The sequence below is a fragment of the Streptomyces sp. NPDC058195 genome (genome assembly GCF_042883525.1).
Lineage (GTDB): Bacteria > Actinomycetota > Actinomycetes > Streptomycetales > Streptomycetaceae > Streptomyces.
Map to the genome: position 1 here is coordinate 327,073 of NZ_JBHVVM010000005.1, position 20,251 is coordinate 347,323.

Sequence of the window (20,251 nt, forward strand, 5' to 3'; positions counted from 1 at the left end):
ACCGATGGTCCGCGCCCCCTTCCCCGCCGCACGAACCGGCGCCGGGGGCCGGATCCGCGTGGCCGCCTACGACGACACCGCGGTCCGGCGCTCCGGCGCGCTGACCTCCAGCACCAGATCGGCGTCCACCGCCCGCCCGTCGCCCGGGTACGCCGCCGGGCGGGCGCACGGGGCGAACCCGCTCGCCGAGCCCGCCAGTACGTAACTCCCGCCGTGCGGGGCGGCCAGGACGTAGTGGCCGTCCTCGCCCGCCACGGCGAGACCGGCCTGCCGCCCCCGGTGGTCGATCAGCGTCACATTGGCACGGGCCACCGGGGCGCCGTCCGGGGCCAGCACCCGCCCCCGGAAGCCCCCCGAGCCGGCCACCGGGCGCGAGGTGACGGGCGCCGGGGCCTCCTCCTCGCTGCTCGCCAGCAGCGTCGGGTGCACCGCCTCGCGCCGTGACGGCAGCGAAGCGGCCAGCACCAGCCCGATCACCACCGCACCCGTCGCGATCAGGAACGAGATGCGGAACCCCTCCATCGAGGGAAGTTCCGCCCCGCCCGAACGCACCGAGGTGTCCGCCAGCACCATGCCGATCACGGCGCTCGACACCGAGGTGCCGATCGACCGCATCAGGGTGTTCAGTCCGCTGGCCGCACCGGTCTCGGACGGGTCCACCGCCCCGATGATCAGCGCGGGCAGCGAGGAGTACGCCAGCCCGATGCCCGCCCCGAGCACCACCGCGATCACCACGGTCTGCCAGGCGGCACTCATCAGCCCCAGCCCCGCCCCGTAGCCGACGGCCATCACCAGCATGCCGAGCATGAGCGAGACCTTGGGGCCCCTGCGGGCGGAGAGCCGGGCGTACAGCGGGGCGACGAGCATCATCGTCACGCCGAGCGGCGCCACGCACAGCCCCGCGACCACCATCGACCGACCGAGCCCGTAGCCCGTGGACTCCGGCAGCTGGAGCAGCTGCGGCAGTACCAGGGAGACCGCGTAGAACGCGACCCCGACCATGATCGAGGCGAGGTTGGTGAGCAGTACCTCGCGCCGGGCGCTGGTGCGCAGGTCGACCAGCGGGGTCGGGCTGCGCAGCTCGAACAGGCCCCACAGGACCAGGATCAGCAGCGCGGCGGCGAGCAGGCCGAGCGTGGCGGCCGAGGTCCAGCCCCAGTCGCCGCCCTTGGTGACCGGCAGCAGCAGGCAGACCAGCCCGAGCGAGAGCCCCAGCGCGCCGGGCAGGTCGAAGCGACCGGGGGCGCGCAGCGTGGTCTCCGGCACGGCCACGACGGTCAGCGCCATCGACAGCACCCCGAGACCGGCCGCGCCGAGGAACAGGGTGTGCCAGTCGGCGTGCTGGGCGACCAGCGCGGCGGCGGGCAGCGCCAGCCCACCGCCCACCCCGATCGAGGAACTCATCAGCGCCATCGCCGAACCGAGCCGCTCACGGGGCAGTTCGTCGCGCATGATGCCGATGCCCAGCGGGATGGCGCCCATGGCGAAGCCCTGGAGGGCGCGTCCCCCGATCATGATCACGAGTTCGTCGGTGAAGGCGCATATCAGGGAGCCGGTCACCATCACGGCGAGGCTGGCGAGCAGCATCTTCCGCTTGCCGTGGAGGTCGCCGAGCCGCCCCATGATCGGGGTGGCGACAGCCCCCGCGAGCAGCGTCGCCGTCATCACCCAGGTGGCGTTCGACGGGTCGGTGCGCAGCAGGGCGGGCAGATCCTTGATGACGGGGACGAGCAGGGTCTGCATCACCGCGACGGTGATGCCCGCGAAGGCGAGCACGGGGACGATCCCGCGACCGGCCCTGTGGCCGGTCCCGCGCGGTCGGGGAGCGAGGACTTCCCCGGCGTGCTGTTCGTTCGTCTGTGGCATGCGTGCGGCCTCCGGGCGGCGTGGTCGGGGTCGGAAAGAGGCGTGCGGGCGGTGCGGGCGGGCAGCCCCGGCCGCCGACTGTGTGCAGCATGAAACCTTTCTGGCGCGCGGCGTATTCCGGTGACCGCGGTACGAACGGGGCACGACGGCGCACTCGTTGGGCGCGCGGGGCGCCTTGGCCGCCCGGCCCGGCGCTTCGCCCGGACCTCCGCCACGCGCCCCCTCGTCCGGCCTTCCGCTGTCCTGTTCCGCGTCTGACCTTCCGTCAGAATGGAACGTGTTCTACTCTTGCGCCCGTTCCAGTGGCTGCGACCGGCGAGGATCCGCATGGGCATCGGTATCACCGAAGAGCACAGGGAGTTGGCGCAGTCCGTACGGGGCTGGCTGGCGCGCGCCGTACCGCCGCAGGAGGTGCGCAGGCTGCTCGACGCGAAGGCCCCCACTACCCCGGGCGTGCGCCCCGGATACTGGGACGGCCTCGCCGAACAGGGCCTGCTCTCCCTCCACCTCCCCGAGGAGCACGGCGGCGCGGGAGGCCGTCTCCTCGACCTGGCCGTGGTCCTTGAGGAGGCCGGACGGGCCGCCCTCCCCGGCCCCTACCTGGCCAGCTCCCTCGCCGCCGCCGTCCTGGGCGAGTCCGGGCCGCCCGGCCAGGCCCGCGCCCTCGCGTCGGGAGCGCGCGTCGGCGCCGTGGCGTTCGGCCCCGGCAGCCTGACCGCCGTCGAGCACGGCGACGGCCATCTCCTCGACGGCACCGCGTCCCCCGTGCTCTCCGGCGCCGACGCCGACCTGCTGCTCCTGCCCGCCGCCTCGGCCACCGGCACCCTCTGGTTCGCCGTCGACACCGCCACCGAGGGCCTGGCCGTCCGCGCGCACCACGGCGCCGACCCGACCCGGCCCACCGCCGAGGTCCAGGCCTCCGGGGTGCTCGTCCCCGCCGCCCGGCTGGTACCGGCCGACACCGCCCGCGTCCGCGACCTCGCCGCCGTCCTGCTCGCCGCCGAAGCCTGCGGGACCGCCGCCCAGACCCTGCACCTCGCGGCCGAACACGCCAAGGTGCGCGAACAGTTCGGCCGCCCGATCGGGCAGTTCCAGGGCGTCAAGCACCTCTGCGCCGACATGCTCGTACGGGTCGAACGGGCCCGCGCGCTGGTCTGGGACGCCGCCCGCGCCGCCGACGAGGAGGGGACCGGCCCCGACGTACGGTCCATGACCGCCGCCCTCGCCGCGTCCGAAGCCCTCGAAGCCGCGTACGGCTGCGCCAAGGACTGCATCCAGATCCTCGGCGGCATCGGCTTCACCTGGGAGCACGACGCCCACCTGTACCTGCGCCGCGCCCTGGTGGCCCGCCAGCTGCTCGGCTCCGGCGACACCCACCGGCTGCGCGCCGTCCGGCTCGCCGAGGGCGGGGCGCGGCGCGGGCTCGCCCTCGAACTGCCCGCCGGGGCGACCGCGTACCGGGACGCCGCCCGCGAGGCCGTAGCCGGAGCCCGGGGACTCGACCCGAAGGCCGCCCGCCGCGCCCTCGCCCCCACCGGCTACGCCGCCCCGCACCTCCCCGCCCCCCACGGACTGGGGGCCGGGCCCGTACAACAGCTCGCGGTCCAGCGGGAGCTGGCCGAACAGGGAGTACGGCTGAGCGACCTCGGGATCGCCACCTGGGTGGTGCCCTCGCTCATCGCCCACGGCACGCCCGAGCAGCAGGAGCGCTACCTGCTGCCCACCCTGCGCGGCGAACTCCTGTGGTGCCAGCTCTTCTCCGAGCCCGGCGCGGGCTCCGACCTCGCCTCGCTGCGCACCCGGGCGGAACGCACCGAGGAGGGCTGGCGGATCAGCGGCCAGAAGGTGTGGACGAGCGCCGCCCAGTGGGCCGACCACGGCATCCTGCTCGCCCGGACCGACCCCGACGCCCCCAAGCACCAGGGCCTCGGCTACTTCCTCGTCGACATGAAGAACACCCCGGGCATCGACATCCGGCCGCTGCGGGAGATCACCGGCGACCGCCTCTTCAACGAGGTCTACTTCGACGACGCCCTGCTGCCCGCCGACGCCCTCGTCGGCGCACCCGACGGCGGCTGGCGGGTCGCCCGCAACACGCTGGGCAACGAACGCGTCCACATGGCCGACCAGATGACCTTCGACACCGGCCTCGAAGCGCTGATCGCCCGCTCCGGCGAACTCGACGGCGCCTGCCGGGCCCGAATCGGGGCGCTCGCCGCCGAGGCCCACGCGCTCGGCTGCATCGGACTGCGCACCACCCTGAGGCAGGTCTCCGGCCTCGAACCCGGCGCCGGGGCCTCCGTACGCAAACTCGTCCAGACCACCCACCAGCAGAAGGTCGCCGAACTCGTCCTCGAACTCCTCGGACCGGCGGGCGCCACCGGCGAAGGACCCCAGGAACGGGCCCTGCACGGCTTCTTGATGTCCCGCTGCCTGACCATCGCGGGCGGTACCACCCAGGTCCAGCTCAATGTCGTCGCCGAGCGCATCCTCGGCCTTCCGCGCGACTGAAGGAACTCCCCATGAAACCGATGAAGCTCATGAAGGCGTACGTCGTCGGCGTCGGCATGACGAAGTTCGAGAAGCCCGAGTCCCGCGACTGGCAGTACTGGGACATGGCGAAGGAGGCCGGGACGGCCGCACTCGCCGATGCCGCGCTCGACTACGGACAGATCCAGCAGGCCGTCGTCGGCTACTGCTTCCAGCCCTCCACCGCGGGACAGCGCGCGGTCTACGAACTGGGCCTGACCGGCATCCCCGTCTACAACGTCAACAACAACTGCGCCACCGGCTCCAGCGCCCTCATGGCGGCCCGCCAGTTCGTCGAGGGCGGCGGCAGCGACTGCGTCCTCGCGCTCGGCTTCGAGAAGATGGCGCGCGGGTCGCTCGGCGGCAAAGGAGCGGACGGCGGCGCCGCCGACTTCGCGACCTCGCCGGTCGCCCGGCACTACGGGGTCATGGCCGCCGCCCACGGCTTCGAGATGAGCCCGCCCACCGCCCAGATCTTCGGCAACGCGGCCCGCGAGCACATGCAACGGTACGGAACCACCGAGGCGCAGCTCGCCGCCGTCGGCGCCAAGAACCACCGGCACTCGGTGAACAACCCGTACGCCCAGTTCCAGGCCCCGTACACGGTCGAGGAGATCCTGGCCGCGAAGACCGTGCACCGCCCGCTGACCAGGCTCCAGTGCTCACCCACCTCCGACGGCGCCGCCGCCGCCGTCGTGGTGTCGGAACGCTTCGTCGAGCGCCACGGGCTCGGCGACCGGGCGGTGGAGATCGCCGCCCAGGCCATGACCACCGACACCGGCGAGTCCTTCGCCTCAGGCACCTGCATCGACACGGTGGGACTGCCGATGTCGCGCGACGCCGCCCGCCAGGTGTACGAGTCCGCCGGGATCTCGGCCGCCGACCTGGACGTCATCGAGCTCCACGACTGCTTCTCCATCAACGAACTCCTCACCTACGAGGCGCTCGGGCTGTGCGGCGAGGGCGAGTCCGGGAAGCTCGTCGAGTCCGGCGCCACCACCTACGGCGGGCGCTGGGTGGTCAACCCCTCCGGCGGTCTGATCTCCAAGGGCCACCCGCTCGGCGCGACCGGCATCGCGCAGGTGGCGGAGCTCACCTGGCAGCTGCGGGGTGAGGCGGGCGACCGCCAGGTGCACGACGCCCGCACCGGTCTCGCCCACAACATCGGCCTCGGCGGCGCCGCCGTGGTGACCCTGCTCCGGCGCCCGGACGCCTAGGGTCTTTCGTTTGGATCAGGCTGGATCAGGGAGCGGGGGCTGGTGCGTGCAGCTGCAAGGCGGAGGAAGGAGCCGACGCGGAGCGTCGGTGACTGACGACAACGCGGCAGATGTGCGTGCCGGCCCCCGCGAGCCCGGCATGATCCAAACGAGAGGCCCTAGGAACCGGGGTCACGCGGGCGGCATCATCCGTTCCGCGAGGTCCAGGAGTGCCTCCGTGGTGGCGGGCTTCAGCCGGCCGAGGTCCCAGCCGGGGGAGCGGAGCACCGGATCGAAGGGGACGCGCACCACCTGGTCCGGGGCGGTACCCAGCCGGTCGGCCAGGCCGGCCGGCATCCGCCCCTTGCGGCCGTCGATGTCGGTGACCACCACGACCGCCCGGTCCGCCGTCTCCGCGCGCCCCGACTCCCGCAGCTCCACCAGCAGACGCGCCGCCGCCTCCACGGACACGTCGGTGGTGCTGCAGCAGACGATCAGCTCGTCGGTGTGGTCCAGGACCACGTCCGCCGCGCCGCTCAGTCGCAGCGGCGCCCAGTCGCTCAGCACGAAGGAGTAGTACGGGGCGATCAGCTCCAGGGCGCGCACGTAGTCGTGGTCGTGCGTGGGACTCGGGCTGACATGGCCCCGGGGATGCGCGACCAGCTCCAGCCCCGAGGCCAGCCGGGCCGTACAGGCCCTGACCTCCTCGTACGGAGCCGAGGGCGGCAGGGCCGCCAGGTCGCGGAGCACGGGCCGGCTCCCGGACGGAAGGAAGGAGGACAGGTCCCCCGCGGACGCGGCGGCGTCCAGGGCCAGCACCGGCTCGTCCCGCACCGACGCCAGCAGCTGCCCCAGCACCATCGTCGTGGTGGCCCGCCCGCCGTAGTAGTACGCGCCCATCAGGGCCAGTCGCCTGCCGTACGTCATCGGGGCCTGCAAGCGGGCCAGTTGCTCCAGCGCCCGTTTCCTGGTCGCCCCGAACCGGGCGAGCCGCGGCCCCTTCCCCCCGCCCTCCGGAGCACCCGGCTGTGGCTGCGGGGCCAGCGGGACGGGAGCCGCCCGGCGGACCGGCACCGGCCGCCCCGGCGCCCCGGCCCGCTCCCGCTGCTGGGCACGGGCCCGCGCGATGTACTTGCCGAGCACCTCGCCGACCTCGCCCGCCATGGGGCGCCGCGCCGGGTCCGGATCGAGGCAGCGGAGCACCAGCAGCCGCAGCTCCGCCCAGGTGTCGCCCTGCCACTGGTGCATCCCCTCCGGCATGCCCGGAAGATCCCAGCCCGCCTTGCTGCTGATGAGCTGGAGCAGCTCACCGAGCGAGCGCATGTTGTCCTCACGGGTCGGCACCGGCCCCTGCCCCCGGTACTCCCCGTCCACAGCGCAGTCCGACAGGTTGCCCAGCACCACGGAGCGGCGCAGCACGAACACGCTGTCGGCGCCGAACTCCGCCGGGACCAGCCCGTTGACATGGCAGAGCGCCAGCGCGTTCGCGAGATAGAACGACACGAGGAGCCCGCGCAACGTGTCGAACGGGGCCACCCCGTCGGTGAGCGCCCGGTTGAGGATGTCCTCCAGCCGGGGCGGCTGCGCCTGCGGGGCGTCCGTGTCCGCGACCGTGGCCATCGCCAGCCAGGGCACGGAGTCCAGCTCGCCGGTGCCGAGCAGGGCGGGCGCGTACCGCCCCTGGAGCCGGGCCAGCGCCTCCGCCTCCACCTCCACCAGCCACTGGTGGACCGGCGGCACCCCGGGGTGCGTCATGCGCAGCGCCGCCTCGCCGCCCTGCGCGTCGAAGCCCCGGTAGACCACGGTGCGGTGGCCCCGGCGGCGCCCGCGCAGCGTGTACGGGCCGATCCGCCGGGGGTCCTCCGGCCGCAGCGGCCCCCAGCCGTCCGCCTCCTCGGGCGCCTCCGGCTCCGTGTCCCGGCCGAGACCGAGACCGGTCGGGGAATCACCGAACGACACCCCGAACCGGGTCAGCAGCCGCCGCTCCACATGGGTGAACGGCTGCTGGGAGTCCAGCAGTTCCGCCGGGCCGTCGGGATGGGAGAGCCAGGCCGGGAAGTCCGGCGAGTGACCGGCCAGCTCGTCGAGCCGGTGGCCGATCCGGCGGCTCGTCCGCAGCAGCTCGGCCGGTGGTACCGCGTCGAGCAGGACGGTCTTGGTCTCCTCGGAGAAGTCGAAGATCCGGTGTTTGGCGGGCAACGGCCCCGGCACCGGCGCCGGACGGGGCCGGATCAGACCACCGAGGAAGACCTCCGCGAGATGCGAGGTACTGGCCTGCCACGGCACCGCGCTCCGCACCAGCCGCATCACCGGCACCGACAACGGCGCCACCGCCGCGAGATGGGCCGCCAGCCGGTACGCCTCCGGGGTCGCCGCGTCCCGGAAGTGCTGCGCGCTGCCCGAGTCCCGGGACGGCACGTCCGGCGCCCCGTACTGGTCCGGCCGGACCAGCAGCGGCAGCTCCACCGTCGTACCGGGCGAGGCGAGCAGCCGCGCCCAGTCGCGCAGCGAGGCCGGTTCCGGTGCCAGCACCGGCACCGGCACGCCCTCGAAGCGGGCGATCCCCGGCGGCAGCACCGGGTCGGCGATCTGCCAGGAGGCGTTGGCGCCGCCGATCCGCCGGGTGGTGGCCTGCCAGCGCTCGGCGGAGATCCCCGATGACTCCCACATCTCCGGGGGCAGCGTGTGCAGCACGGCGACCGGCCCCCGCGCCGCCCGCCGCGTCAGCAGAGCGTGCATCGCCCCGGACCGCCAGGCGGCTCCCATCCCGTCGCTCACCACCAGCAGCAGCGTCCGGCCGGAAGCGTCGTTCACCGTGCTCAGCGGCAGTCCGGGACCGTCCGGACGAAACGGCCGGGCGTGCAGCCGGGGCCGCACGCCCCCGGTGTCCAGCCCCAGCACCCGGGTCACCCGGAAGGCGCCCAGCCGCTCCAGCAGGGCGCGCAGCTCCGCCCCGAGCCGGTGCCACAACAGCATCGACAACCCGTCGTCGACGAGCAGGACCAGGCTCAGCCAGCGCTCCCGCACCGGCCGCTGCACCACGTCGGCGAGCCCGGTCTGCGCGAACTCGGCGGCCGTCAGCTCCTCGTCGATCTCCATCAGGTGGCGGCTGTCCCGGCGGCGGCGCAACGGCCGCAGCGCCCGGCCCAGCGCCAGCTCGTCGGCGAGCGCCTTCTCCTTGGGAATCCGCACCGGCATGGCCTTGCGGGAATCGCGGCCGGGCCTGGCACGGGCCGGCTCCGGCGCCGCGGGCTGGCGCGCCGCCGCGTACAGGGACGGCGCGGTCAGATCGGGCAGACCGCTGTCGTCGGACTCCGCCGGGGGCCGGGGCACCGGCGCCTCCTGCCCGTCCGCGTCCGGACCGGTGACGGGCGAGGGCTCCTCGGCCCGCTCCCGGTGCAGCGGGGCGCCGGGCCCCGCGGGCAGACTCCGCGCCAGCCACAGCACGTCCAGCAACTGGTCCGCGTCCAGCTCGTGACCGCAGGCCGACAGCACCCGCAACGCCTCGGCCAGCCGCGCCCCGTCACCGGTCATGGTCACATCGCCCCGGTGAGCTGGTGGAGCACGGCGTCCAGCAGCCCCTCCGCGTCCAGATCGACCCCGCCGGTCCGCAGGAACACCGCGTTGAGCAACTGGTCGGTGGCCAGTTCCCCGGGAGCGCGGCGGCGCAGGAACGCGTCGATGAGGTCATCGGCCGCCCGCAGCGCCTCGTCCCCGAGATGGGCGGCCACGATCGACCGCAGCCGCTCCTCGTCGGGCACCGGCAGGTCCAGCCGGACGCAACGGCGCAGGAACGCGGGCGGGAAGTCGCGCTCACCGTTGCTGGTGATGACGACGACCGGGAACTCGGAGCACCGGACGACCCCCTGGCGCACCAGGACGGTCCCCCGGTGGTCGAGGGTCTGCACCTCCACCTCGGCCATGTCCTCCGGGAGCCGGGTCAGCTCCGGAATGTCGAAGACCCCCTCCTCGAAGACCGTCAGCAGATCGTTGGGGAGGTCGACGTCGCCCTTGTCCATCTCGTCGATGAGCAGCGCTCTTGGGCCCTGGGACGGCACCAGCGCCGTCCCGAGCGGGCCGAGCCGCACGAACGTACCGATCGACGGCTCCGCCTCGTCACGGTCCCGGCTGAGCGTCGTCTCGCGCAGCCGCCCGATCGCGTCGTACTGGTAGAGCGCGTCCTTCACCGTGGAACGGCTGTTGACCGGCCAGCGCAGCAGCTCACCCAGGCGCAGCTCACGGGCGACGGCATGGGCCAGCGACGACTTCCCGGTCCCGGCCGGGCCGGTCACGAGGAGCGGGCGGCGCAGCAGCAGGGCCGCGTTCACGATGTTCGCGTGGCTCTCCTCGATCACGTACGGCATGTCGGGGCGGCTCGACCGCTCCGGGGTGAAGCGGCGCCACGGCGGGGCCGCGGGCAGGGCCACGGTCCGGGGCTCGCCGTCGCCGTGGAAGAGCCGCCAGCCGGTCGCGGGCGCGTCGGGCGCGTCGGGCGCCCCGGGAGCGGAAGTCATGCGCTCTCCTGTGGTTCGGTCAGATGGAGCCGGGGTACGGTGCGGTCGGCGTCGGCCCAGGCGAGGACCGGGCGGCCGGGGAAGTCCGGCGGCCGTGCGCGGGCGTTCGCCCGGTAGTCGCGTACGCCGTCGGGCAGTTCGGGCGTGGCGACGTCCGCCATGTGCTGGACGAGGTGCGAGGCACCGTCCTGGCCGCGGTCCCACACCACCACGGGAACCCCCAGGGCGAGACAGGTCTGCACGATGCCGTCCCGCGGTCCGGGCGGTACGTCCACACTGACGCGTACCGTGTCGAGTTGGTTGACCAGACCGGCGTAGAGGCTCTCCGGGTCCATGGCGGCGGACACGACCAGCGTCTTCCCCGAGTCGAGCCGCCGCCACCTGCTGCGCCAGTGGGATAGGAACCGGCCGTGCTTGCGCAGGAGTTCGGGGCAGTTCACGACCAGCGGGAACTCCACGCCGAGCACCCCGGGCACGATCTCCTCGGGGTCGTGCGCCGCCCACTCGTCGACCGGCAGGTTCAGGCTCGCCCGGTCGACGAGCACCTCGACCAGCGGCGCACGCTCGTCGTCGGCCGACGGGGTCAGCGAGTCCAGGACCCGCAGCACCTCGCGGGCCCCGTCCGAGGCCGAATGGTCCGCCAGACTGTCCGTGGAGACCTGCCGGAGCCCGGCTCCCTCGTCGCACCAGATCCGCAGCCGGTGACGTCCCCGCTCGGCGCGCGTCACCTGGACCAGCACCCGCGTCCGCGCGGACCGGTCGCGTACCGAACGCCCCCACGCCTGGGCGTCCGCCCGGCGCTCGCCCAGCGCCCCCCGCGGTATGCCGAGGCGCTGGGCCACCCCGTCGGCCCACAGCCGCAGCTCCGCGCGCTTGGGCCCCGGGCACAGCGCACCGACGTACTCCATGACCCGCAGCAGGGCCGGAACCCGGCGCTCCCCGCTCGTGGAGTGGCCGTCCCCGGGCAGCACCTCCAGCCGGTCCAGCAGCGCGTCGAGCGGCTCCTCGCCGGGGGCGGCCGGAACATGGGGCAGCGCGGCCCGCACGGCCTCGGGCATCCGGGCCAGCACGGCGCTGTCCACGGACCGGAGCTGCTTGCGCAGAGCGGCGTACTCCGCCGGGGACAGCAGCCTGGGCGTGCCGCTGAGCGCCCCCGCGACCAGCACCCGGTCGGCCGCGGCCGGGCTGTCGCGCCGCAGCATGCCCGAGAAGGCGGCCAGCGCCCGGGGATGGCTGAGCAGGAACCGGGCGAACTCCTCGGGCTCGGGCGGGGTGACGCCGCTGCCACCGGCGATCCCGCAGAGCCGCGCCAGCCGTTTGGCCTGCTCGGTGCGTTCGTTCGGTGAGTACAGGATGTCGCCGACGGCCTCCTCCAGCAGGAACAGCGCCGGGTCCTCGCCCCCGTCCTCGTCCTCGTACAGCTCCAGCGTCGTCGGCAGGCCCGCCGCGTCCAGCTCCTGCCTGACGCGCTGCCAGGGGATCGCCCAGCTGCGCCGGATGAGGTGCTGCGAGCTGTACGGGAGGGGCTGCCCGGTGGCCGCGTCCCGGGGCGGCATGAAGTGCGCCACGACCAGGCCGACCACGGCCCCTTCCTGGCGGCACCAGACAGGGCCGCCGCTGTACCCCGGGCCGACCGCCATGCCGGTGGGCTCGCCGTCGAGGTAGCCGAGCGAGGAACGCAGCGAGGAGACGGTGAGCTGGGCCAGGGTGGCGGGCCTCCCGCTGCCGTGCCAGGCGCTCACCTCCTGGTCGACCTCCATGTCGGCCCGGTCCGGCGCGACGGGCAGCATCGCCGCCCCGGCCGACACGTCGACACGGAGCACGGCCAGGTCGCCCTGCCACTCCTGGTCGGTCTCGCGCACCGCGCCGCCGTCAGCGGAGCGCGGGGGCACCCAGTGGAGCAGCCGCGTCGCGTAGCGCTCGGTGGTGGCGTGCACCTCGACCTGGATCTCCGCCTCCTGCGGCGGCCGGGTGTCGAACAGGGGGCGGTGCAGCGCCTCGTTGACGACATGGGCGCAGGTGAGAACCGTGTCGGGGCCCAGTACCAGACCCGCTCCCGCGATCCGTCCGCTCTTCGCCTGGCGCACCGTCACCACGAGCCGGGACGGGTCCTCCCCGACGACACCGCCGGTGAGCTTGAACCAGCCCATGCGTCACTCGGCGGCCGGCGCGGGGTCGGCCCCCCGGGACGGGACCGGACTCCAGCCGGCCGTGACCGTCAGGTGGGCCTGCCCGTTGCCGCCGACGATCCCCAGCTTGAGGTCCTGGCCGATCTGGACGCCGAACGTGACGCTCAGCTCCGTGGGCGGATCGGGCGAGGCCGTCACGGCGTCATGGACCTCCTGGAGCAGCGGGCCGACCGGCCTGAGCGCGCCGCGCAGGGCCCCGATCGCGAAACTGGCGACGGACCTGCTCCCGGCGGCCACCGGAATCGCCTGCCCCATGCCATCGGGAAGGTCCTCGTCGCTCCCGCCGTCCCGCACGGGTGCGGAGTCCGGCACTCCGGCGGCCGGTGCGAGCAGGAAGCGGACGGGCGTGCCGTCGTCGAGCGCGAAGTCAGGTGTTGTGGACACGACCGCATTCTCACCGGCCGGGCACCGCCGGTGCGGCTGCCGCCGAACTCGGTTATGCCATCGATACATTGACATGCGTCCGGTGTCCCGGCCGGTCACCGGCCTCAGAGCCAGCCCTGCTGCCGCGCCGCCCGGACCGCCTCCATCCGGTTGCGGGTGCCGGTCTTGCCGATCGCCGCGGAGAGGTAGTTGCGCACGGTGGACTCCGACAGATGCAGCTTCGCCGCGATGTCGGCGACCGTCGCCCCGTCCACCGAGGCGTTCAGCGCGTCCCGCTCGCGCGCGGTGAGCGGGCTGGGCCCGGCGCTGAGCGCGGCGGCGGCCAGCGCCGGATCGATCACCGTCTCCCCGGCCAGCACCCGCCGGACCGCCACCGCCAGCTCCTCGACCGGACCGTCCTTGACCAGGAACCCGGCCGCCCCGGCCTCCATCGCCCGGCGCAGATAGCCGGGCCGGGCGAACGTGGTCAGGATCAGCACCCGGCAGTCCGGCACCTCCGTACGCAGATCCGCGGCGGCGTCCAGCCCGCTGCGGCCCGGCAGTTCGATGTCCAGCAGCGCCACGTCCGGCCGGAACCGCAGCGCGGCATCCACGATCTCGTCCCCGGCACCCACCTGCGCCACGACCTCGATGTCCGGCTCCAGCCCCAGCAGCAGGGCGAGCGCGCCCCGCATCATCCCCTGGTCCTCGGCGAGCAACACCCGCACGGACGTGCCCGGCGGAAGGTCCTGCGGCATCTCGTTCACGCAGGACAGACTAAGGGCTGTCCCGTGATCCCTGGCGGGCGTGCGACGACAGCCACGGCACCTCGCCGCGTTGCCGGAACGTCCGGATACATCCCGTATGCGGGCGCCCCTCCGCCGTGCGACGCACCGCGTCTGACGCCGCACGCCGATCCACCGGGGATTACGGGACAGCCCTCAGGGGGCTTGGCCTGGAGTTCCCGGGACTGCGCAGCGATCGCCACGCGGGTGGCGGCCGGTTCACGCGCGGCGCTCCCGGGTACGACGGCCGGACCGGTCCGTGCTCCCCTCGCGGGCCGCGCTCTGGACGCCGACGCGGTGGCGCGGGGCGTCCGATCCGCGCGGCGCGGGGCGTCCGATTCGCGCGGTACGGGGGCGGCCGATCCGCGTGGCGCGGGGGCGGCCCGTCTCCGGGGCGGCCGTCGCGGGAGGGACCAGGCGCCGCCCTCGTTGCCGGGACGGCCCGGACGCGCGTGCGCCGTCCCCTCGTGGCTCAGCCGCCCGCGACCGCGCCCGGTGACAGAACTGACCCTTCCGGTCCCGCCCCGTCCGCCGGAAGCTCCGCTGTGACGACGAAGCCGCCGCCCGGCCGCGGGCCCGCGTGGAGGCTGCCGCCCGCCGTGGCCAGGCGTTCGGTGAGGCCGGTCAGGCCGGTGCCGCCGATGCCGGGGACCGGTGGGGTGTCCGGGCCGGTGCCGTCGTCGGTGACCGTCAGACGGACCCGGCCCGCGATGCCCTCCAGGACGAACGCGCAGCTCGTCGCGCGGGAGTGGCGCAGGACGTTGGTGACGGCCTCCCGGACCACCCAGCCCAGCAGCGCCTCCGCCTGCGGGGCGAGCGGCGGCCCCGAACGGCGGAGCACCGGCTCGATCCCGGCGGCGGTCAGCGCGGAGCGGGCCCGGTCCAGCTCGGTGGCCAGGCTGCCCTCCCGGTAGCCGGTGACCGCCTCCCGGATCTCGGTGAGCGCCTGGCGGCCGACCGACTCGATGTCGGTGACCTGGGAGAGCGCCGCGTCCAGGTCACGCGGGGCGAGCCGGCGGGCGGCCTCCGACTTGACCACGATCACCGAGAGCGTGTGGCCCAGCAGATCGTGCAGATCCCGGGAGAACCGCAGCCGCTCCTTCTCCACGGCCGTACGGGCCAGCTCCTGCCGGGTGGCACGCAGCTCCATCACGGTCTCCGAGAGGGCCAGGATCGCGGCGGTCACCGCCCCCGAGATGAAGGTGCCGTAGCCGATCGTCCACGGCTCCGTGCCGTCGCCGCGCCACGCCGTCACCGCCGTGGCGACCACGGCCAGCGAGATCAGTCCCACCGCCAGCCGCCGGTTGCGCAGAATGGTGCCGCAGGCCAGCGAGAGCAGCGGGAAGAACAGCAGCCAGCTCCCGCCGTACCCGGCCGCCAGGGCGAGGGTGACGGCGGCCATCGCGCCGAGCAGCGCGTACGACACCGGACTCTCGCGCTTCCTCCGGTCGAAGCCGCGGAACACCAGGGAAACGTAGAGGGAGTTGAACAGGAGCAGCCCGAGGCCGCCGAGCCAGGGATTGGGCGCCTCGCCCTGGAAGAGGTTGGAGAAGGACCCCAGGCCCATCAGCAGCCAGGGCAGCATCGTGTACGGACCGGGCGGGCCGGGGCGCCGCTCCTTCTCGCCGCGGCGCCGCCACAGGCGTGGACGTCGGCCCTCGCACCCGTCCGCCAGGCCGCTGTTCAGGTTTCTGTCCCGCTTCCCGGGCATGACCGTTCCCCCGCTCCCGTCACACGGTCCTGGTCGACCGACGGTAGGAGAACACGGCGTACGCCCCGAAGCACAGCAGCCACCCGCAGAGCACCGCGACGGTACCCGCGCCGGGCGCGTGGCCCTCGGTGGTCGCCCAGCCCAGCTCGGCGAAGCGGTTGGCGGGGGTGAACCCGCCGAGGGCGCCGAGCCACCCCGGCAGCGCCTCCAGCGGGAACCAGAGCCCGCCGACGACCGCGAAGCCCATCAGGCACGTCATGTTGACCACGCCGGTGCCCTGCGGGGTGAGGTGGTAGCCGTTGCCGAGGCCGAGCAGGGTGAAGGGCAGCGCGCCGATCCACAGCAGCAGCACCAGCACGACCCACTGCCAGACATCCATCCGCACCCCGTTGACCAGCCCGCCGGCCAGCAGCACGGCCAGGATCGTCGGCAGGACCGTCACCGAGCCGCTGACCGCACGGCCCACGACCGCCCGCCCGGGAGGGAGCGGGGTGACCCGCAGCTGGTCCAGCCAGCCCAGCGACCGGTCGGACGCCACTCCCGTACCGATCGACATCGCGGAGCCCAGCGCCCCGTACGCGGCCATGCCGACCATCGAGGAGGTGCGCCAACCGCCGTCGCTCTCACCGAGGTTCGTGAACAGCAGATACATCATCACCGGCATCGCGGTGCCGAAGACCAGGAAGAAGGAGTCACGCAGGGTCCGGCGGATCTCAAGCCCGATGTAGCGGAACATCACGCGGTCTCCCTCGTGGAGTCGGTGGCGGGGGTCTGGCCGGCGGGCGAGGTGAGGGCGAGGAAGGCGTCCTCCAGCGTGGCCCGGGAGACCTGGAGCCCGCGGATCGCGTCCCGGCGGGCCAGCTCCCTGACCGTGGCGTCGGAGTCGTCGGTGCGCAGCAGCGCCCGGTCCCCGGACACCTCCACGAGGACCACGCCGGGCAGCCGCTCCAGGCCCTCGGCCGGGCCTCCCGCCAGGTCGAAGGAGACGAGGCTCGCGCCCGCCGAGCCCCGGAGCGCGTCGGAGGTGCCGTCCGCGACGATCCGGCCCCGGTCGATGACGACGATCCGGTCCGCGTGCTGGTCGGCCTCCTCCAGGTAGTGGGTGGAGAACAGGACGGTGTTGCCGCGCCGGGCGTACGCCCGTATCGACTCCCACAGGACATGGCGCGCCTCCACGTCCAGCGCGGCGGTCGGCTCGTCCAGCACGATCAGCTCCGGGTTTCCGGCCAGCGCGACGGCGAAGCGGACGCGCTGGGTCTGGCCGCCGGAGAGCTTGTCGACGCGCCGGTTCGCGTACGGCGTCAGCCCGGCGAGGCCGAGCGCCTCGGAGACGGGCATCGGCGCCGGGTACGCGGAGGCGACGAAGGTGACCAGCTCGCGGACCGTGACCCGCTGGATCGGCCGCCCGTCCTGGAGCATGGCGCCGACCAGCCCCGCCCGCACCGCGTGCGCGGCGGTCCGCCCCAGCACCCGGACCGTGCCGGAATCCGGCCGGTCGAGCCCGAGCAGCAGCCTGATGGTGGTGGACTTGCCCGCGCCGTTGCGGCCGAGCAGGGCGACGGTCTCGCCGCGGCCGATGGACAGGTCGATCCCGTCCGCCGCCCGCACTCGGTGCCCCGCGCGGCCGAAGGTCCGCACCGCCCCGGTGATGGCCACCGCGGCCCCGTTCCCCGTTGTCTGTGTCATGGGTACGAAGCTACGGAGCGCGACGGCGGCCGGGCAGGGGCGTGCGTACGGACTCGGCGATGACATATGTCATGGGCCAGGACGGTCCGGCACCGGGGCGCGGCCGACCTGACGCAGCGTCAGTAGTGGTCTTCCCAACGGCCGGGCGCTGCGTTATACATGGGTCCATCGGCTAGAACGCGTTCTAGAAGAGGCGTCGCGGCCGGTCCCGCGCGACCTCGGTGCGGCCGACGGTGCGGACGGCCGCGCCGAGGTCTTCCCACCGTCAAGGAGCAGCTCACCCATGCCCATTGATGCCGAAAAGGCGCTCGCCGCCGAACCCCGCTCCAGCCGGATCGGCTGGGACCACAAGGACGTCCAGCTCTACCACCTCGGGATCGGCGCCGGTTCCGGCCCCGGCCCGGCCGACCCCGCCGTCGACCCCCAGGAGCTGCGCTACACCCTGGAGTCGCGGCTCCAGGTGCTGCCCTCCTTCGCCACCGTCGCGGGCGCCGGAATGGGCGGCTTCGGCGGCCTCGCCGCGCCCGGCATCGACATCGACCTCGCCGCCGTCCTGCACGGCGGGCAGAGCGTCGTGGTGCACCGGCCGATCCCGGTGCGCGGCAGCGCCGTACAGACCTCGAAGATCGCCGCGGTGTACGACAAGGGCAAGGCGGCCGTCCTCGTGCTGCGCAGCGAGGCGGCCGACGACGAGGGGCCGCTGTGGACCAACGACGCCCAGATCTTCGTCCGGGGCGAGGGCGGCTTCGGCGGCGAGCGCGGGCCCTCCGAGCGGACCCCCCGCCCCGAGGCCGCCCCGGACCACGTCGTGGAACGGCCCGTCCGCCCCGACCAGGCGCTGCTGTACCGGCTCTCGGGGGACTGGAACCCGCTGCACGCCGACCCCGAGTTCGCCGCGCTGGCCGGGTTCGACCGGCCGATCCTGCACGGACTGTGCACCTACGGCATCACGCTCAAGGCCGTGACCGACACGGTCCTCGGCGGTGACGCGGCCCGCGTCCGCTCCTACCGGACCCGGTTCGCCGGGATCTTCTTTCCCGGCGAGACCCTCCGCATCGAGATGTGGACCACCGGGAACCAGGTGCGTGTCGAGGTGAGTGCCGTGGAGCGGGACCACGCGGTGGTCCTCGCCGACACCTTCGTCGAACACGTCTGAACCCGGTAACTCCTGAACCCGAACCCGCCCGACACCGAGGGAGCCGCACCATGCGCGCAGCCGTACTGCACGAGATAGGCCAGGAGAAGCTGGAAGTCCTCGACGACGTCGAGGCGGTGGGTTTCGGCCCCGGCAAGGTCAGGCTCCGCATCAGGGCCACCGGGCTGTGCCACTCCGACGTCTCCGCGATGAGCGGGGTGCTGCCGCAGCCTGCCCCGTTCATCCCCGGCCACGAGGGCGCCGGTGAGGTCCTGGACGTCGGCGACGGCGTCACCGGGCTGAGCGCCGGGGACCGCGTGCTGGTCTGCTGGCTGCCCGCCTGCGGGGCGTGTCCGTCCTGCAGGCGCGGCCAGACCCACCTCTGCCTGGCCGGCTTCATGAACGCGGGCACCCCCAACTTCACGCGCGCGGGCGGTGACGTCTTCGGCTTCGCGGGCACCGGCACCTTCACCGAGGAGGTCGTCGTGGGCGCGGGCTGCGCGGTGCCGATCCCCGACGACGTACCGTTCGAGATCGCCGCGCTGATCGGCTGCGGGGTGACCACCGGGCTCGGTGCGGCGATCAACACCGCGCGGGTTCAGGCCGGTTCGTCGGTGGCCGTGATCGGCTGCGGTGGCGTCGGCATCTCCACGATCCAGGGGGCCCGGGTGCAGGGTGCCGCCCAGATCGTGGCCGTGGACCCGGTCGCCTCCCGGCGCGAGGCGGCCCTGCGCTTCGGCGCGACCGAGGCGGTCTCGCCCGACGAGTTCGCCGACGCCAGACAGCGGATCACCGCGGGCGAGGGCTTCGACTACGTCTTCGAGGTCGTCGGCAAGTCGGCCACCGCGCGCACCGCGTACGAGCACACCCGGCGCGGCGGCACCCTGTGCATCGTGGGCGCGGGCGCGATGGACGACAACTTCCAGGTCAACATGTTCGAGCTTTTCTTCGACGAGAAGCGCATCCTGCCCTCCATGTACGGCGGCGGCGACGTGCTCCGCTCCTACGAACGCGCCATCGCGCTCTGGCGGGCGGGCCGGATCGACCTCGAATCGATGATCACCCACCGGGTGCGGCTGGACGGCATCAACGACGCACTCGACCAGATGAGGACCGGCGAGTCGCTGCGCACCTGCATCGAACTCTGACCGCGGGCCGCCCCGAGAGGGCTCGATTCGAGAGGACTGAGAGGGAACCCGATGTCACTTCCCCTGGACGGCAGGTCCGCGATCGTCACCGGCGCGGGCCGCGGCCTCGGACGCGCCGAGGCGCTCGAACTGGCCCGGCTGGGCGCGTCCGTGGTCGTCAACGACTACGGACAGCCGGGCCGCGACGGCTCCGGCGAGGCGTGCGCCACACCCGCCGAGCAGGTCGCCGAGGAGATCCGCGCCGCGGGCGGCCGGGCGGTCGCGCACCTCGGCGACGTGTCCGACCACGAACAGGCCCGCGCCCTGGTCGAGCTGGCCGTGGACAGCTACGGAAAGCTCGACATCCTGGTCAACAACGCGGGCATCCTGCGCGACCGGATGATCTTCTCGATGACCGAGGACGAGTGGGACTCCGTCATCCGGGTCCACCTCAAGGGCCACTTCAACACCACCCACTTCGCCGCCGCGCACTGGCGGGCCCGCTCGAAGGAGTCCGGCGGCCCCGTTCACGGCCGGATCGTCAACACCTCGTCGGAGGCGTTCCTCGCCGGTTCGGCGGGCCAGCCGAACTATGCGGCGGCCAAGGGCGGCATCGTCGGCCTCACCACCTCCACCGCTCTCGCCCTCGCCCGCTACGGGGTCACCGCCAACGTCATCTGCCCGCGGGCCCGCACCCGGATGACCGAGGACGTCTTCGCCGGCTTCCAGGAACCGGAGGAGGGCAGGCTCGACGCGCTCGCCCCCGAACACGTGGCGCCGCTGGTCGGCTATCTGGCCTCCCCGGCCGCGGCCGGGGTCAACGGGCAGCTGCTCGTGGTCCACGGCGGGATGGTCGCGATCGTCGAACGCCCGAAGGTCGCGGCGAAGTTCGACGCGGCGAAGAAGACCTTCACCTACGACGAGCTGGACGAGCTGATCTCGCCGTACTACGCGGACCGCCCGCCGAACGAGACCTTCGCCGCGGCGGAGGTGCTGGGCCTCAAGCGGGGCTGACCACCCGGGGGCGGTCACGGGACCGGCCCTCCCGGGAACGGGGGCGGGCCCCCGGCAACCCTTCGGCGGCCGGGGGCCCGCCCCGTTCCCTCACGCTGGGGGCGCGCGGTCAGGGCGCCCCGCCGTCCCCCGCGGA

13 protein-coding genes and 1 pseudogene are annotated in these 20,251 nt (G+C 74.0%); 5 read left to right on the plus strand and 9 right to left on the minus strand.

Going from position 1 to position 20,251, the window contains the following annotated elements:
- Positions 1 to 168 precede the first annotated feature (168 nt).
- A pseudogene (locus ACFVWY_RS09415) lies at positions 169 to 1,866 on the minus strand (MFS transporter); the annotation flags it as partial.
- A gap of 327 nt (positions 1,867 to 2,193) precedes the next feature.
- Here ACFVWY_RS09415 and ACFVWY_RS09420 point away from each other — a divergent pair.
- Both ACFVWY_RS09420 and ACFVWY_RS09425 read left to right on the plus strand, forming a co-directional pair.
- Positions 2,194 to 4,377 (plus strand): acyl-CoA dehydrogenase, encoded by a 2,184-nt coding sequence (locus ACFVWY_RS09420; RefSeq protein ID WP_389868982.1) that lies wholly within the window; start codon positions 2,194 to 2,196, stop codon positions 4,375 to 4,377.
- A gap of 29 nt (positions 4,378 to 4,406) precedes the next feature.
- The gene (locus tag ACFVWY_RS09425) at positions 4,407 to 5,612 is read left to right on the plus strand and encodes a lipid-transfer protein (RefSeq protein WP_389869032.1); all 1,206 of its coding nucleotides are present in this window, start codon (positions 4,407 to 4,409) and stop codon (positions 5,610 to 5,612) included.
- Positions 5,613 to 5,783: 171 nt separating this feature from the next.
- Here the strand turns inward: ACFVWY_RS09425 and ACFVWY_RS09430 are convergent, their stop codons facing one another.
- The 8 genes from ACFVWY_RS09430 to ACFVWY_RS09465 all read right to left on the minus strand — a co-directional run bounded on the left by ACFVWY_RS09430 (position 5,784) and on the right by ACFVWY_RS09465 (position 16,839).
- Positions 5,784 to 9,125, minus strand: a complete 3,342-nt coding sequence (locus ACFVWY_RS09430; protein WP_389868984.1) for an SAV_2336 N-terminal domain-related protein — start codon at positions 9,123 to 9,125, stop codon at positions 5,784 to 5,786.
- 2 nt (positions 9,126 to 9,127) lie between these two features.
- The gene (locus tag ACFVWY_RS09435) at positions 9,128 to 10,105 is read right to left on the minus strand and encodes an AAA family ATPase (protein ID WP_389868986.1); all 978 of its coding nucleotides are present in this window, start codon (positions 10,103 to 10,105) and stop codon (positions 9,128 to 9,130) included.
- Positions 10,102 to 12,255, minus strand: coding sequence for a trypsin-like peptidase domain-containing protein (locus ACFVWY_RS09440; RefSeq protein WP_389868989.1), 2,154 nt, complete (start codon positions 12,253 to 12,255; stop codon positions 10,102 to 10,104). The genes ACFVWY_RS09435 and ACFVWY_RS09440 overlap by 4 nt, the downstream gene beginning before the upstream one ends.
- 3 nt (positions 12,256 to 12,258) lie before the next feature.
- Positions 12,259 to 12,678 carry a CU044_2847 family protein gene (locus tag ACFVWY_RS09445; RefSeq protein ID WP_389868991.1) on the minus strand — a complete coding sequence of 140 codons (420 nt, stop codon included), beginning with the start codon at positions 12,676 to 12,678 and terminating at the stop codon, positions 12,259 to 12,261.
- Positions 12,679 to 12,782: 104 nt separating this feature from the next.
- A complete protein-coding gene (locus tag ACFVWY_RS09450) occupies positions 12,783 to 13,415 on the minus strand; it encodes a response regulator (protein ID WP_389869035.1) in 633 nt (210 codons plus the stop codon).
- A gap of 499 nt (positions 13,416 to 13,914) precedes the next feature.
- Positions 13,915 to 15,153, minus strand: a complete 1,239-nt coding sequence (locus tag ACFVWY_RS09455; protein ID WP_389868994.1) for a sensor histidine kinase — start codon at positions 15,151 to 15,153, stop codon at positions 13,915 to 13,917.
- Positions 15,154 to 15,172: 19 nt separating this feature from the next.
- A complete protein-coding gene (locus tag ACFVWY_RS09460; protein ID WP_389868996.1) occupies positions 15,173 to 15,889 on the minus strand; it encodes an ABC transporter permease in 717 nt (238 codons plus the stop codon).
- Positions 15,889 to 16,839, minus strand: a complete 951-nt coding sequence (locus ACFVWY_RS09465) for an ABC transporter ATP-binding protein (protein ID WP_389868998.1) — start codon at positions 16,837 to 16,839, stop codon at positions 15,889 to 15,891. Before ACFVWY_RS09465 ends, ACFVWY_RS09460 begins: the two co-directional genes overlap by 1 nt.
- 283 nt (positions 16,840 to 17,122) lie before the next feature.
- Here ACFVWY_RS09465 and ACFVWY_RS09470 point away from each other — a divergent pair, with 283 nt between their 5' ends.
- Genes ACFVWY_RS09470 through ACFVWY_RS09480 form a run of 3 tightly spaced genes read left to right on the plus strand, consistent with a single transcriptional unit; the run spans position 17,123 to position 20,115 of the window.
- Positions 17,123 to 17,995 (plus strand): MaoC/PaaZ C-terminal domain-containing protein, encoded by an 873-nt coding sequence (locus tag ACFVWY_RS09470; protein ID WP_389869000.1) that lies wholly within the window; start codon positions 17,123 to 17,125, stop codon positions 17,993 to 17,995.
- A gap of 50 nt (positions 17,996 to 18,045) precedes the next feature.
- A complete protein-coding gene (locus tag ACFVWY_RS09475) occupies positions 18,046 to 19,122 on the plus strand; it encodes a Zn-dependent alcohol dehydrogenase (RefSeq protein WP_389869002.1) in 1,077 nt (358 codons plus the stop codon).
- Positions 19,123 to 19,173: 51 nt separating this feature from the next.
- Positions 19,174 to 20,115, plus strand: coding sequence for a 3-oxoacyl-ACP reductase (locus tag ACFVWY_RS09480; RefSeq protein WP_389869004.1), 942 nt, complete (start codon positions 19,174 to 19,176; stop codon positions 20,113 to 20,115).
- The last annotated feature ends 136 nt before the right edge of the window (positions 20,116 to 20,251 follow it).

Bases quoted from the DNA above. Each gene is read 5' to 3' on its own strand.
- ACFVWY_RS09420 (WP_389868982.1), top strand. From the start codon at position 2,194: ATGGGCATCGGTATCACCGAAGAGCACAGGGAGTTGGCGCAGTCCGTA.
- ACFVWY_RS09425 (WP_389869032.1), top strand. From the start codon at position 4,407: ATGAAGGCGTACGTCGTCGGCGTCGGCATGACGAAGTTCGAGAAGCCC.
- ACFVWY_RS09430 (WP_389868984.1), bottom strand. From the start codon at position 9,125: ATGACCGGTGACGGGGCGCGGCTGGCCGAGGCGTTGCGGGTGCTGTCG.
- ACFVWY_RS09435 (WP_389868986.1), bottom strand. From the start codon at position 10,105: ATGACTTCCGCTCCCGGGGCGCCCGACGCGCCCGACGCGCCCGCGACC.
- ACFVWY_RS09440 (WP_389868989.1), bottom strand. From the start codon at position 12,255: ATGGGCTGGTTCAAGCTCACCGGCGGTGTCGTCGGGGAGGACCCGTCC.
- ACFVWY_RS09450 (WP_389869035.1), bottom strand. From the start codon at position 13,415: ATGCCGCAGGACCTTCCGCCGGGCACGTCCGTGCGGGTGTTGCTCGCC.
- ACFVWY_RS09455 (WP_389868994.1), bottom strand. From the start codon at position 15,153: ATGCCCGGGAAGCGGGACAGAAACCTGAACAGCGGCCTGGCGGACGGG.
- ACFVWY_RS09460 (WP_389868996.1), bottom strand. From the start codon at position 15,889: ATGTTCCGCTACATCGGGCTTGAGATCCGCCGGACCCTGCGTGACTCC.
- ACFVWY_RS09465 (WP_389868998.1), bottom strand. From the start codon at position 16,839: ATGACACAGACAACGGGGAACGGGGCCGCGGTGGCCATCACCGGGGCG.
- ACFVWY_RS09470 (WP_389869000.1), top strand. From the start codon at position 17,123: ATGCCCATTGATGCCGAAAAGGCGCTCGCCGCCGAACCCCGCTCCAGC.
- ACFVWY_RS09475 (WP_389869002.1), top strand. From the start codon at position 18,046: ATGCGCGCAGCCGTACTGCACGAGATAGGCCAGGAGAAGCTGGAAGTC.
- ACFVWY_RS09480 (WP_389869004.1), top strand. From the start codon at position 19,174: ATGTCACTTCCCCTGGACGGCAGGTCCGCGATCGTCACCGGCGCGGGC.